14 protein-coding genes are annotated in these 13,398 nt (G+C 69.2%); 4 read left to right on the top strand and 10 right to left on the bottom strand.

Translation table 11 applies throughout. The features are described from left to right. Positions 1-118: 118 nt before the first annotated feature. From K7640_RS13635 to K7640_RS13600, 8 genes are all read right to left on the bottom strand, one after another. The gene (locus K7640_RS13635) at positions 119-2,353 is read right to left on the bottom strand and encodes a cell division protein FtsK (RefSeq protein WP_222955182.1); all 2,235 of its coding nucleotides are present in this window, start codon (positions 2,351-2,353) and stop codon (positions 119-121) included. Between the two features lie 90 nt (positions 2,354-2,443). After that, positions 2,444-2,611 carry a hypothetical protein gene (locus K7640_RS13630; protein ID WP_222955181.1) on the bottom strand — a complete coding sequence of 56 codons (168 nt, stop codon included), beginning with the start codon at positions 2,609-2,611 and terminating at the stop codon, positions 2,444-2,446. Then, positions 2,608-2,832: a hypothetical protein gene (locus K7640_RS13625; protein WP_222955180.1), complete on the bottom strand. Its 225-nt coding sequence runs from the start codon at positions 2,830-2,832 to the stop codon at positions 2,608-2,610. The genes K7640_RS13630 and K7640_RS13625 overlap by 4 nt, the downstream gene beginning before the upstream one ends. 2 nt (positions 2,833-2,834) lie before the next feature. Continuing rightward, entirely contained in the window at positions 2,835-3,080 is a 246-nt protein-coding gene (locus tag K7640_RS13620; protein ID WP_222955179.1) for a hypothetical protein, read from the bottom strand. Then, entirely contained in the window at positions 3,077-4,195 is a 1,119-nt protein-coding gene (locus K7640_RS30195; RefSeq protein ID WP_255608968.1) for a hypothetical protein, read from the bottom strand. The genes K7640_RS13620 and K7640_RS30195 overlap by 4 nt, the downstream gene beginning before the upstream one ends. Continuing rightward, positions 4,195-4,866 carry an NUDIX domain-containing protein gene (locus tag K7640_RS13610; protein WP_222955178.1) on the bottom strand — a complete coding sequence of 224 codons (672 nt, stop codon included), beginning with the start codon at positions 4,864-4,866 and terminating at the stop codon, positions 4,195-4,197. Before K7640_RS13610 ends, K7640_RS30195 begins: the two co-directional genes overlap by 1 nt. Next, on the bottom strand, positions 4,863-5,237 hold the full coding sequence (locus K7640_RS13605) for an RRQRL motif-containing zinc-binding protein (protein ID WP_222955177.1): 375 nt from the start codon (positions 5,235-5,237) through the stop codon (positions 4,863-4,865). Before K7640_RS13605 ends, K7640_RS13610 begins: the two co-directional genes overlap by 4 nt. After that, positions 5,237-5,482: a DUF6284 family protein gene (locus K7640_RS13600; protein ID WP_222955176.1), complete on the bottom strand. Its 246-nt coding sequence runs from the start codon at positions 5,480-5,482 to the stop codon at positions 5,237-5,239. The genes K7640_RS13605 and K7640_RS13600 overlap by 1 nt, the downstream gene beginning before the upstream one ends. 729 nt (positions 5,483-6,211) lie before the next feature. Between K7640_RS13600 and K7640_RS13595 the strand changes: the two genes are divergently transcribed. The 3 genes from K7640_RS13595 to K7640_RS13585 are packed head-to-tail and all read left to right on the top strand — an operon-like array spanning position 6,212 to position 9,276. Further along, positions 6,212-7,378, top strand: a complete 1,167-nt coding sequence (locus K7640_RS13595; protein WP_222955175.1) for a hypothetical protein — start codon at positions 6,212-6,214, stop codon at positions 7,376-7,378. Between the two features lie 4 nt (positions 7,379-7,382). Further along, positions 7,383-7,940, top strand: a complete 558-nt coding sequence (locus K7640_RS13590; protein ID WP_222955174.1) for a cysteine hydrolase — start codon at positions 7,383-7,385, stop codon at positions 7,938-7,940. Between the two features lie 52 nt (positions 7,941-7,992). Continuing rightward, entirely contained in the window at positions 7,993-9,276 is a 1,284-nt protein-coding gene (locus K7640_RS13585) for a hypothetical protein (RefSeq protein ID WP_222955173.1), read from the top strand. Between the two features lie 252 nt (positions 9,277-9,528). On the opposite strand, the gene K7640_RS13580 is transcribed toward K7640_RS13585, so the two are convergent. Together K7640_RS13580 and K7640_RS13575 are read right to left on the bottom strand one after the other, a co-directional pair. Next, positions 9,529-11,157, bottom strand: coding sequence for an LPXTG cell wall anchor domain-containing protein (locus K7640_RS13580; RefSeq protein ID WP_222955172.1), 1,629 nt, complete (start codon positions 11,155-11,157; stop codon positions 9,529-9,531). Between the two features lie 117 nt (positions 11,158-11,274). Next, entirely contained in the window at positions 11,275-12,468 is a 1,194-nt protein-coding gene (locus tag K7640_RS13575; RefSeq protein ID WP_222955171.1) for a right-handed parallel beta-helix repeat-containing protein, read from the bottom strand. A 295-nt stretch (positions 12,469-12,763) separates the two neighbouring features. Here K7640_RS13575 and K7640_RS13570 point away from each other — a divergent pair, with 295 nt between their 5' ends. Then, entirely contained in the window at positions 12,764-13,378 is a 615-nt protein-coding gene (locus tag K7640_RS13570; RefSeq protein ID WP_222955170.1) for a hypothetical protein, read from the top strand. The last annotated feature ends 20 nt before the right edge of the window (positions 13,379-13,398 follow it).

The following is a 13,398-nucleotide window of genomic DNA, read 5'->3' as shown; positions in this document are numbered from 1 at the left end:
AGGGTGCACGGGGCCGACGCCGCTAGGTGCTAGGGCGCTGGCCAGGAAATGTTTGGGTCGCTAGCGGTGCCGCTAGGTCTAGCGGGGCTGGCCGCTAGACCTAGCGGCGAATCTTCGGCTACTTGCTCTTGCCGCCGCTCGCCTCGCGGTCACGCTTGGTGAGCGCCGCGAGCACGTCCGCGCGGTGGAAGCCCTTTCGGTTGCCGGATTCCCCGGTGTCGGTGTCCTCGCCCCAGCACTGCTTCGTCGTGAGGCCGTGGACCTTGAGCGCTTCGCGGAGCTGATCGGCGGTGAAGCCGGCGTACACGTCGGGCCGCAGCGCGGCGAGGCGCTTGACGATCACGGTGGACCACAGCTTCGGCTCGGCCTCGGCCATGACCCCGGCGACGTCCTCAAGGATCGTGTCGCGCCGTACGGCGGTGGTGTCGAGCACGACCCCGGCGGCGTGGCCGGTGACGTTGCCGTAGCGCTCCCGGGCCTTGCGGGCGCGGGCGACGATCGCCTCGGCCGTCGGGCCGTCGATCTCGAACGTCTTGACGATGACTGGCTCGTCACCCTCACCGGCCAGGTAGCCGATGCCCTTGTCCCGGCGGGAGAACATCGTGGCCCGGATGCCGTTGCGGTACATCGACGTGCCGAGCACCATGTCGTTCTCGGTCTGCCCCATGACCTTGAGGCAGAACCGCAGCACCGCGTTGGCGGAGATGCCGGTGGGCAGGCTCTTGGCGTCCGGGCGCTGGGTGGCCAGCTTGAGCATGATCCCGACCGCCGGGCCACGACGCACGAGGTCTTCGCAGATCTCCTCGATCTCCGCGCCGTACTTCGGGTGCTCAAACCCGCGCTGGCACTCATCGATGCCGATGCCGATCGGGTGCAACCCCAGCTTGCGGTTGCTCGCCAACTCGTCGGTGACCTTGTTCTCCGGGCACAGGTCACGCGGCAGGTCCCGGATCACCTTCGTGCGGCGCCGCATCTCCGTGTGGACCTCGCGCAGCGCGGTGACCAGGTACACGATGTCGTCTTCGTCGTCACCGGCACGGTAGGCGTGGCAGACCGGCTCCAACGGGGACAGGTCACCGGTGCCCTTGAGGTCAAACGCCAGCACCCACGAGCGGGGGTCGAGCGCGACCAGCAGCAGCGCCAACCTGAGTGCGAACGTCTTACCGAACCGGGGCAACGCACCGATGATCACGGACGCGTACATCAGGGTGATGGTGACCAGCGCGCCGCGCGGGTCGGTGCCGAACGGCGCGGCCTTGAACAGGTTCACCGTGCCGGAGGTGAGCAGCGGGAACGGCTTCTGCTTGGCGCGGGACATGTCCTTGTCCGCGACGAACAGCACGAGCCGGCCCGGGTGCACGTCGGCGTTGGCGGTCGGCCACACGCACCCGAGCGGCCGGGTCAGCGCGCCCGCCAACTCCTCGCGCTTCTCGACCACCGCCGAGGCGACCACGCCGCGAGGCAACTCCACCTCGGCGCGCCAGCCGACGCCGTTCTCCCGCGCGATCGGCGCGGGGAACCACCGCTTGCCGTTGTCGCCACGGCGGATCGCGGCGTCGATGCCCGGGATCCGCAGCGACGCCAGCGCAGTGAATACCTCCGCGCTGGTCAGCGGCGCAGCGGCGGTCCGGACCACGGCGGTGTCGAGCAGCGGCTTATCGGCCGGCGCACCGAGCAACGCGAGCGCCGTCACCGCCACGGCCAGGGCGGCGAGTTGCACCGCGCCTGGGGCGAGCAGCAGCACCCCGGCCAGGGTGAACAGGGCCAGGACGGCGGGGATCGCGGTCAGGCCGCGCCACCGCACCCGCCGGTCACGCTGCCGCGACAGCCCTTGGTAGGTGCGGGCCTCTTCGGGCTTGTCGATCGCGGCGCGGACCACCGACTGTCGGACCGGCTCGCCTTCCAGGTCGAACAGCCACCGCCCGTACCCGCTGACCAGTCGGGCGAGGCCGCGCGGGGCACGCCACGCGATGCGGCCGGCGTACTTCGGCAGCCGCAGCGCGTGGTAGCCGGCGGCGTGAGCGGCGAACCCGCCCGCCCACGTCAGGTTCCTGGCGAACTCCGCACGCGAGCGCAGCCAGCCCGGCAGGATCGGCACCCGCTCGGCGTCGCGGAACCCGGCCAGGGAGAACCGCGGCCGGCGCTGTGCTTCCACGCTGTCGACCAGCACCGGCCCACCCTCGGGCCGGTCGTCGTCCGGGTCGCTGTCGTCGTCGGGGGCGGCGGTGGGCTGCCGGCGGGACCGGGCGGCATCCAGGTCCACCACCTCGGCATCCGGGCCGGTCGGGGGGTCGGTTAGGTCGGCCTCTGCCGCCTGCCAGTCGAATCGGTCGTCTTCGTGGGGGGAGGTCATGATGGGGGTTCCTCCATCGGTCGGGAGATCGGTAGGGGGCCGGCGGCGCGGCGCAGGTTGGGAAGCCAGAGGCCGCGCCGCCGGGCGGGGTTAGCGGGAGCGGCCGGAGCCGCCGCCGGTGGGTCGGGCGGACAGGTAGGCCAGCAGGCAGCCCAGCGCGCCGCAGACGGCGGCGGCCACGGCCCACCCGTCCCGGGCAACCAGCAGGAGCAGGGCGTTGGCGGGGACCAGGGCGAGCAGCAACCGGCGGCGGGTCATTTCTTCTTGCCCTTCTTGTCGGCCTTGCCGATGGCCACGGCCCCATTGCCGATCGCGGACTGGCCCTTGACCTTGACCTTCCCGACCTCCACGGAGCTGCCGCCGGATCCGGCGTCGAAGTTGTAGTGACCCTCCGCGCAGATCGCGAGGGTGCCGGACTGGTCGACGGACACGGACTTGAAGGTGCTGGTGCCGCAGTCGCGGCAGGAAGTGATCGCCATGTTCACTGCTCCTTGCGGTCGGTGGTGGCGGCTTCTGCGCGCCACCGGCGGAGGTTGAGCGTCGCCATGGCCCCGTAGGACAGGGCGGCGACGATGAAGCCGTACTGCTCGGTGACCAGCGCGTACGCCAGCCAGAGGATCTGGACGGAGAGGCTGACGGCCCAGCCCTGCCAGAGCCGGCGGCCGGTGAGCCACCACCCGGTGAGGCCGACCAGGGTCAGCGCCCACGACCACCACTGCGCGCTCATCGGGTCGTCTCCATCAGCTCGACGGGCGTCCCGTTGACGGGCCGCGCGGTGGTCGTTTCCGCAGCTACCGGGGCGGTTGCTGGCGGCAGGTAGCGGCGGGCGGTGGACTCGCTCACGCCGGCCTTGGCGGCGATCTGCGCCACCGTTCCGGCGGGCAGCTTGGCGGCAGCACGGGCCACCTTCTCGGCGCTCGTGAGCGACCTCGGGCGGGGGCGCGGTGCGCGCGGCTTGGCGGGCGACGTGACGTCATCCGGCGTCCCCGGCGACGCCACCGGAGCCGGCATCGGGCCGATGGGGACGCTGTAGTCCCACGAGTCGACCGGGGCCGGCTCTTCGGCGGACGGCTCGCCGCCGCCGAAGATGACGGCGGTCACGTCCAGCCCTCGGCGGTACCGCTCGCCGACCTCAGCCAGCATCTCGGGCGTCGCGCTCTGGGCCAGCCGGCGCAGCCGCAGCGCCCGCCGGTCGGCAAGTCGCTCGCTGCCGGTGTCGATCCGGTCGGCCAGGCGCACCATGCGCTCGACGTTGCGCTGGCGGAACACCGCGCCCAGGTCGTCGAGCCCGCCCGGCTTAAGCAGCCCGAGCCGCACACCGATGCGCTGCGGCGTCCAGACCCAACGCGACGGCTGGCGCTCCCGGTCCGGCCGATCGGCAATCAGGTCCGACCACCACTGCCACGCGAGCAGCGTCGGCGCACCGAGGCGCAGCAGATACTCAGCGGTGTTCGCCGCGTTGCTGGCCGCGATCAGCCCCGCCCCGACGGCGATCACCCAGACCGCGACGCCATGCACCCCCGGCTCGCGCTCGGCGGACACGCGGGCCTTGGCCTGGTGCGCCTCGTTGAGCATCGCCAGCTCGGCGAACGCGAACAGCAGCAGCGCCTTCCACCACGCGAACCCGAGAGATTCCGTGGCCACCTCCCACATGCCCTCAGCGGACAGCGCGACGGCCACCGCCCCAGCGGCCCACCGGTACGCGGCACCGCGGTTGCCCCGGCGCCGCGCCCACCATGCGGCGGCGGTCAGCAGCAGCAGCGCCGCGCCGCCCACCGTGAGCAGCAACGCGCGGTGCTGCTCGGCGAGGTCGGCGAGCTGGTCAAGCAGTTGCACGTTCATCAGGCACCCCCGAGGACGTCGGCGAGAAGGTCACGATGAGCGGCGAACACCTCGCCGCCGTAGGCGTCGGCCAGGTGGCGGACGACGCAGCCGTAGTCGACGGCCGGCACCCACACGGCGCGGCGGGCGTCGTCGGAGCCGGTCACGTCGGGCAGCGCACCGGCGTACACGCCCACGTCGAAGCGGATCGGGGTGGTGACCATCCACGCCTCATCGGAGGCGCGCGGGTCGGGCACGTACCTGGTCGGCAGCGTGGTCACCCACGGGTCAGCGGGGTCAACGGCCAGGCCGGTTTCCTCGGCCAGCTCCCGCACGGCGGCGGCCAGGGCGCTCTCTCCGGGGTCGACATAGCCGCCCGGCAGCGCCCAGCCGTGGCCGTCGGCGCGCTCGATGAGCACGAGCCAGCGCCACCCGCCCGGCGTCGTCGCGGTCACGATGGCGTCGGCGCACTGCTGCTCGCCCCAGTGGCCCAACAGGTTCCGCCCGTACCGGATGCCGGTCGGTGCGTAGGGGTTGACCGGCCGTCCGTCGACCAGCGGGAACGGGATCGCGGCGGCGGCCCGCCGTGTCGTCCAGTCGATGCGGGTCGGGTCCATCTGCGGATCGGCCCACGAGGCTCCGGCGGCGATGCCGGCCAACACGGAAGGGTCGGTGTAGGTGCGGGGGGTCATGCGGCAACCTCCATAGGGTTTGCGCAGGTCAGGCACTCGCCGAGCGAGCGCGGGATGTAGTAGTCGCGCACCTGCCGGCAGGTGGGGCAGGTGCGGCGAGCGGTCAGCGCGGCGGCGATGCCGCGCCGCTGGGCGGGGGTGGCGGTGCGCTTCGGTCGGGCCAGGTCGACCCGGTACAGGTAGGCGGCGCGGGTACCACCGACGCCGCGCCACAGCACTTGAGCGGCGACCGGCTGACCACCGGGCCGCATACCGGCGGCGGTCAGTTGCCGGCGGGTGGCGTAGCCGGGCGGGGCACCTCGCCACCAGTAGGTCGGGATGCCGTACCGCGCCCCGTCCGGATCGAAGTAGGCGGCGCGGATGCGGGACATCAGGCCGCGCGGTGCGGGTCGGTGCGGGTGGTCAGGTCGGCGGCGGCGCGGGTGACGCGGGCCTCGGCCCGGCGCAGGCGTCGCCAGTCCAAGGCGGTCGGGCCGCCGTGGTCCTCGGCGTAGATCAGGGTGATCTCGGCGTCGAGCACGTCCAGCTCGGCCGCGATCAGCGGCCACTCCGCCTCGATCGCCGCCAGGTCGGCGGCGGTCGGCTCGGCGGTGACAGGGGCGAGGCGCTTCCTCACGGGAAACCTCCGGGAGAGTCGATGAAGTGGGAAGCCCCGTGGGTGCGACCAAACCGGCCGCACCCACGGGACGAACAGGAAGAAAAGGCAGAAGCCCAAACCGCGCGCCAAGATCCGGCCCACTCGCCCCGCTCGCTTGGGATCGACCAAGGTCGGCCACCGTGTGGCTCAAGGCGGGGATGCCGCAGACGGATCTACGCGGCGCTTCTGCTGTGAAGTTCTCAAAGACCAATCGCGCAGCGGGACGTAGGCGTGCAGTGCTGCTACGCACTGCCTTCCCCGGACCCCAACTGGCGGGATACAACGTGGCGTTGTATCCGTGACGCTACAACTCCACGTTGTATTCGCGCAAGCACACGTACCACGTAGGCTTGTACTGATGACTGACGCTGACCTGCCCACCGACTGGTGGACGACGGACCACGTACGCACCTACCTCGCGTCGGTAGGTGCCCCGATCAGTCGCGCCACCTGGGCTTCTTACGTCTCACGCGGCCAGGCTCCCGCGCCCGACCGGATGTTCGGCCGGTCCCCGGCGTGGCAGCCCGAGACCGTCCGGAAGTGGCAGGCCGAGAGGCCACGCAGAGGAACCGCCGGCTAGGTCGGATCATCAGGTGCCTCCTGTCCTCGGCTCCCGTTCGCGGCGGCACCTTGCTCGCCTGCCAATGAGACTGCCCGCCGGGCAGCGATACGGGCAGGTCCTACGCACGGACACGAAGGACACGGCCCATGTCCAATGAGGTCCCACGGCAGTTCAAACCGAATCTTGTGCTGGTCAACCGCCGCAAGGCGGTCGGCTGGGAGTCGCGCAAGCGCGCCGCGCGGGAGCTGCACCGCGTAGGCCAACAACGCGGCATCCGGGAGACACCCACGGTCGAGGCCATCGAAAAGGCGATGTACCGCCACGAGACCGGGCGCGTGGCGGTCACCGACCCGATCTACCGCCAGCTCTACTGCCTGGCGTACGACGCAAAGCCTCACGACCTGTTCGGCGAGCTGACGGGCAGCGCTGAGGATCGCCCGCACTTCACCGCGCGATCCCACAAGTTCGTGACAGCGTTTGTCGGCGCTGAGGGCACTGCCCGGCTACGCGAAAGCGCCGGCTGCACGCCAGCCGTGGGACAGTGGCACACCTGCTACTCGACTCCCGTCGAGCACCCGGAAGGCGACTGCACCCTGTACGTCTGGCCGTGCGGGTCGGCAATCTTTCACCTTGTCGAGCACGTCCAGTTGTCCACGATCGCAGCACTCGCCGCCTGGCGGGAAGTGTCGTACGGCGACAACATAAAGTGGGCCATCGATTACCTCGCACCCATCGCGCCTGCCGAGGACGAGTCAGCGGTGTATGTCCTCGGCGCTCAGTGGGTCGTTGAGTCAGCGTGGCCGGCTGAGTTGCTAGAAACGGCGCTACGCATCATGTCGACACCGAAGGTACTGCTGCACCGTGGCCGAGCCATGGATGACGAACACTTGGCGCATGCGGAATTGATCGAGCAGTCGTTGCTATCCGAAACGTACGACCATGTAGGCATCGAATCATTTGGCGTACGGGGAATCTCGGCAGGCTACGCCTCATGGTCCGGCCTCGTGTATCACCCGATCTCAGCCGAGCGCTCCCTAACGGAAGCTGAGTTGATCGCCTGCGAGCTTGCGATTCAATCCATGTGGGCGTATAGCGACGCGATTGCCCGACAGGTCGAGCAGGGCCGCGATCCACAGGTGCCGCCGGAACATGGATGGCGCTACCTTCGTGGAGTACGCTCCCGACTCACTGTTTCCCGCCTACGGGAGACCGGACAGCACCAGGCGATGCGCCGAGCGATTCTGCGGACGTGTGATCTAATGCCAGCCCTAGACCAATCCATCGAAACCCTCCGCGATACGGAACGAGGTTGAACCAATGACATCGGGTCGCCCAGTACTTGTCGTCACCGACATGCAAAACGGCTTCGTACGCGAGAAGTCAGCGCACATCGTTCCTGTCGTTGCCGACCTTGTGCGCCGGTGGCAGGCAGCCGGCGGCGACACACTCTTCACCCGGTACCTCAACTATCCCGGCAGCCCCTTCGAGCGCTTTTTCGGCTGGCAACGGCTTCAATCCTCACCGGATATCGATGTGGTCTCCGAATTGCTACCGTACCTATCTAACGGCACCATGCTCGATAAAACAGCCTATACCCCTTTCACCGCCCAAGGCATAGAACTGTTCCGCATGAAAGAGTGGAGCCACTTCTATTTCTGTGGGATCGCAACTGAAAGCTGCGTCCTGAAGGGCGCAGTGGACGCGTTCGAGCAAAACCTAACACCATGGCTGATTGCGGACGCCTCGGCGAGTCATGCCGGCATTGAGGCTCACGAAGCGGGACTCCTGGTTGCCCGCCGCTTCATCGGACCTGGGCAGGTGATCACACGAGACCAGATACCGCCTGACCTGCTTCCCAGCGATATGCATGCATAGAGATGAGCATTCACACCTTCCTTGCGGGTGCCGACTCTCGTAAGGTGGTGCAGTGACTGCCGACGAGACTCGCCTTGCCGTTGAACTTGAGTTCCTCAGCGAAGACCCGACCGACAGGGATATCGCCAGGAGCTATTGGGAAGTGGATGCCGACGGCAGTTGGAAACGTCCCGTCAGAGAGGTGACTACTAGCGCCGGGATTTCGCAGATCATTCTCACGCAAAGACTCCGGGAGATCGTCATAGCACGTGACCCTGAGACGCTCTGTGATGATTGCGGGATCGAGATGATCACAGCAAGCCGCAGTGAGTTCGATCAGAACCGGCGATCTGCTGCGTTCACCCGACTGGTATGCAAGGAATGTCGCTCAGCTAAGGAAGAGGCAGAGAAGCTAGCCGCAGCCGAACGCCAGCAACGGCTTGTCGATGAGATCAATGCTCGTTTCGGGTATAGAGATCTGGATCCGCTAGAGATCGAACAATTGAGCCTCCGAGAGGTGGTAACCCTCTTGGCGCTTTTCCGAAATCCTATAGACGAGAATTACACATGCTCCATACCACTCGACTCATGGAGCGGAAGCATCTTTTCCGCCCGCCCCGAAGACGGCCGCAGCAGACTGACGGAGCTTTGGAATTCCGGAAAGATTTACGTCCATCCCTCTACCCCGCCAAAGGCGTTCGGCTGGGTCGCCAACAGTGAAGGCGATGAACAACCGGGGATTTACGTTGATCGCGTCCGATGGACAGCGCGAGGCCAAGGCCCAACCGGATCCGTAAATGCAACTCTGGTCAAGGGAATCAAGGGCGCGTTGACCCGCCCCTGGCCGGACTCCTGGCAGATGCAATGGGCGAGCGAATGGGATCGAGTGATGCTCGAAGAGGCCCTCGCTTACCTAGAGCTGTGCATGGAGGAATATAATTTCGAGTTCTCTCCTGGGGATCGGACACGTAACGTTCTTGCAGAGGCGCTCGAATCGTTCGCGCTCGGCGCGGTATATAACTTCATCTGGAGAGCCACGAAGGACAGCGCGGCCTACTTTCAACGCGGCGGCGTCACTCGCAAGCAGGCCGCAAACAGTACGGTTGGCCGAATCGAGCGATCCGTTGAATATGCATTGGCTCAGAAATGGGATGTCAAGATCTATCGCCGCGACAGACGGCTCCCCTGGTCCGCCGTCAGCACCACTCTCTTCACGACAGTTTTGGGGGTGGGTGACGCCATGACAGCGAGGCCAGACGATGTACCTCTCGACGACAGTGAGGATCTCGACTGGGAGCCTGACGCTGCCGACCACGAGGTGGCTGACACTGCGGACGATGAGAGGGAGCAGCAGTGACCCGTCGTCTCAGTTGTCGTCTCGTTCGGCCAGGTTCATACGGATCCAGGCAGGTCAGATTTCACGATCAACCGCTGCCCCAGACCTCAACGGCCCTCGCCGGACAGCGAACGACAGACTTGGAAAGCGTGTTGGGTTAACACCCTCACGAGTTCGAATCTCGTATCCTCCGCTCGCTTGAGCAGGACAAACGACAGGGCCGGCCCCCACGGGACCGGCCCTGACTCGTGTCCACCGCTGGACGACGCTTCCTCAGCCCTGGTCGGTGGCCTCGGTCGTCCGGCCGCGACGGCGGGTGACCAGCAGGAGCACCGCGCCGGCGAGCACCAGGGCCGCGCCGGACCAGATCACCGCGCTCGACATGCCGGTACGCGGCAGGCCGCCGCCGAGGCCACCCGGCTCGGTCGGGGACGGGGTGACGTCGACCGGTCCACCGGTCGACGGACCCGGCGCCGGCCCGGACGGGCTGGCCGTCGGGCCGACGGTCACGCTGGGGCTGGGACTGGGACTGGCCGCGGCATAACCGATCTCCGCCCGGTCGTTGCGCGTGTCCTGCGGGTGCTCCGCGAGGCGCTCGTTCAGCCGGAGGCTGACCTCACCCGGCGCGCCACCGGCCTTGGTGATCTCCACCCGGAACCCGAAGAGCCGCTCCTCGTCGGGGCCGAACTTCTCCGCCATGATCGGGCACGCGTAGTGGGTGTTCGAGTAGTCGGCACAGGTCGGATCGGGGGTGACGACCCGGACCCAGTCCGGGAACCGGATCTCGGCCGTCAGGTCCCGCCCGGCACTGTTTGCGCCGGTCAGCGCGGCCTTACCGGAGATCCGCACCCCTGCCCGGACGTCCACCAGCGTGCCGACCGCTCCGGAAAGGGTGGCGCCCACGGCGATCACGTCGTACCGGTTGCGGACGCGATATCTGACGGCGCCGAAGTTGTCCATGAAGTCGATCTCGGTGAAGTCGGCAGCCTGCGCGTGGATCGCCCGCATGGCCAGCTCGGGCCCGCTGCCGGGGACCAGCTCCAGCTGGGACCACTCCGGCATCGACTCCCCCAGCGGCAGGACCTCGGTCCAGGTCAGGAAGTCACCCACCGCGTCCGGCGCCAGCCGGACGTCCAGGCCACCGACCACCTCGTACGTCCGGTTCGGCTCGATCGGCACGTCGAAGTCGCAGGCGACGACCCGGTACCACGGGTACGGCTCGCCGTAGCGGCAGTTGGAGTGCGAACCGGGGAACACCCCGACCGGTGCGTGGAACCACATCGTCACGCCCCGGCTGGGCTTGTCGCTCGCGTTCGTCAGCCGGACGGGCTGGTGCCGGGTCGTCCCGGCCGGGGCCGGCACGATCGGGTAGTTGGGGAAGGTGAACGGCTCCGGGTCGAGTAGCACCAGATCCGGACCGTCCTTGATGGCCAGGTCGACGGTGGTCCGCTCGACCCTGGTCACTCCCGCGGGCCGGGCGCTGACCGTGAAGGTGGCCGCGTCACCGAACCGCGCGCTCGCCTTCGGCGTGAACCGGATCGGCATGCGGTGGTGCTCCCCATCCAGCTCGCCGACCTCGCAGGTGAGCACGGCGGCACTCGGCTGGACACACTCGTGGTCCGGCCCGTTCAGCGCGTCGGGGGCCACGCTCAGCTCGGCGAGGGCGGCGGCCTCGCCGAGGTCCAGGGTTATCGTGCCGGACTTGGCGTAGGCCCCGTACCAGGTCAGCCACATCTGCTTGCCGGGTGCGCCACCCTCGCCGAGATGGACCGACAACGTCCACGCCCGCAGGTGCGGCGGGAAGTCCGCCTGCGCGGGTGTCGGGACGGCCGCCCCGACGAGGGCCGCCAGGCAGAGCGCCACCAGAGATCGAACCAGCTTCGTCGCGGCGTGGGCGGGCACGGATCACGTCCTTCGGCAGGGGGATGGCGGGACGCTAACAGAGCGTGAGGTCACGTGGGGGGGGCGGCCGAAGGCCGGCCTGGTTACGGACCGGCCTTCGTCGTGCCGCGGGAAGCGTCAGCCGAGCACCGAGATCGACGAGTTGGCGCCGGCCGTGCCGGTGATCAGGCGCTGGAACGGGGCCGGCTTGTTCGCCCCGGTGACCAGCCGGACGGAGACGTAGTTGACCCCACTGGCCAGGTAGAGCGCGGTGCGCATGCCGGCCACGTTGGCGCCGACGCCGAGGACCCACCGGGGGCCACCGTTCGCCCGCTGGAACGAGCCGCCCTCGATGCTCGCCGCCGACCCGGCGACGTGGAAGCCCGCCGAGTTCAGGTCGGTCGCCCCGGCGGCGGTGCCCCACCCGGTCGAGTCGGCGGTGCAGCCGGAGATGGTGCAGTTCGCACCGACGATCTCGAAGCCGTTGCCGGCGACGTCCTGGGCCTCGCAGCCCACCACTGTGGCGCGCGAGGAGGCGAGCCGGAACCCGGGGCCGGCCGTCGTCGCGGTGCCCGTGCCGTAGACCTTGCTGCCCCACACCTTGATGTTGCCGCCGCCGATCAGGTAGCCGCCCGCGTCGCTGCCCTGGCAGGAGCAGCCGCTGACGAAGCCGTCCGAGGACTGGAGGTTGTAGCCCCATCCGCCGGCGTTCTCCACCCGGCAGTCGGTGAGCTTGAACTCGCGCATCCCACCGGCGTACGTGCCGCCGAGGTAGATGCCGTCGCCGGTGGTGCGGCTGACGAAGACCCGGGTCAGCCAGGGCGCCGGGTCCGGCCCGTACGTGGTCGGGTCGGCGTTCATCTGGAAGTTGATGCCGTTCGCGGCCAGGTTGGCCCCCTCAAGGCCGATGTCGGTGACGCACTGCCGGGAGTGGGTGTAGGCGCCCGCCGGGGTGGTGACGAGAGCCGTGCCGCTGAAGCCCGTGGTGGCCTTCAGCACCGTGGCCATCGGCCCCGCGCCGATCAGCGCCTGTCGGCCGTAGAGCACCACGGGGCCCTTGACGAGGTATTCGCCGGGGGCGACGTAGACGGCCTGCTGCGCGCCGCTGCCCAGCGCGGCGTTGATGGCGGCCTGGGCGCCGACGGCGTCGTCGGCGATGAAGGGGGCCCCGGAGCCGGCCTTGCCGACCCAGGGGATCGCGCCGCTGGCCGCGAGGCCGGCGGCCTGGGCGGGGGTGATGCCGCCCAGCGCCGGGGCGGCGACGGCGCTGCCGGCGGCGGTGACGGCCGCGGCCCGGAGCAGTGAACGACGGTTGGAGCGCTGGTCCTGCACGAGTTCTCCTCCTGACGGGTGGGCCCCGGCCCGGTGACCGGGCCGGGTACGGCAACGCGGTCCGCCGGCAGGAGGAAACCGACGGGCACGACGAGCAACCCGGCGTACGCCGGGCTTCGCTCGCTATCCGTCTGTGTGGATCCCCCGTGACGGCGGCGCGCGCGCCGCATCGGGGTCATATTGGCAGTGGAACGCCTCGCTGTGTGTCCCGGTACGGTCCGACTGGGACTCCGGCGACACCGGGCCCCGTCGTACACATGTTCCATGCACAGCCTGTGGACACCGAGAGGACCGGATGAGTTACCAGCTCAGCGCGGTGGTGGCCGACACGGAGCTGCTGCGCGAGCGGACCGAGGGCCTGGACCACGCGGTGCTGGCCGCGTTGCGGCAGGATTTCGCCCTGCTGCCGGTGACCCCGCAGTTGGTCGAGGAGCTGACCGGCGGGCTGCCCGACTTCGCCGCCGACGACCCCGGCCCGGACCGGCCGTTCCACCTGCTGCTCTCGCCGGCGCTGACCGAGTTGCTGGGCCGGTGGTCGCGGGAGGGGCCGGTGGCGTACCTGGAGGCCGAGTTCGCCGGCGGCGCCGGCCACCAGGCGGCGATGGTCTGGCTCGGCGGCGAGGTCACCTGGGGGCCCCGCTTCGACGGCATGCTGGACGGGCCGCGGGCCGAGTGGCCGATCAACGCGGCGCTGGCCCGACTGGGTGCCGAGCCGGGCCCGTGGATCGACCACTTCGCCGAGCTGGGGCTGCACCTGGAGCGGGACAATGCCGGCTGGCTGACCCACGGCCGGCGCGGACTGACCGCCGACTACTGGGACGAGCTGGCCGAGGAATGGGAATCGAAGGAATCCGGCGACGACCAGCAACCTGAGCGGCCCGGCCCCGTTGGGGACTGGGGGAGCTCATGAAATTGCGACAATTCGCCTTC

Origin of the sequence: Micromonospora sp. PLK6-60, from assembly GCF_019890675.1 — a bacterium.
Classification (GTDB): domain Bacteria; phylum Actinomycetota; class Actinomycetes; order Mycobacteriales; family Micromonosporaceae; genus Micromonospora.
This window is presented reverse-complemented; position numbering and strand designations above follow the sequence as displayed.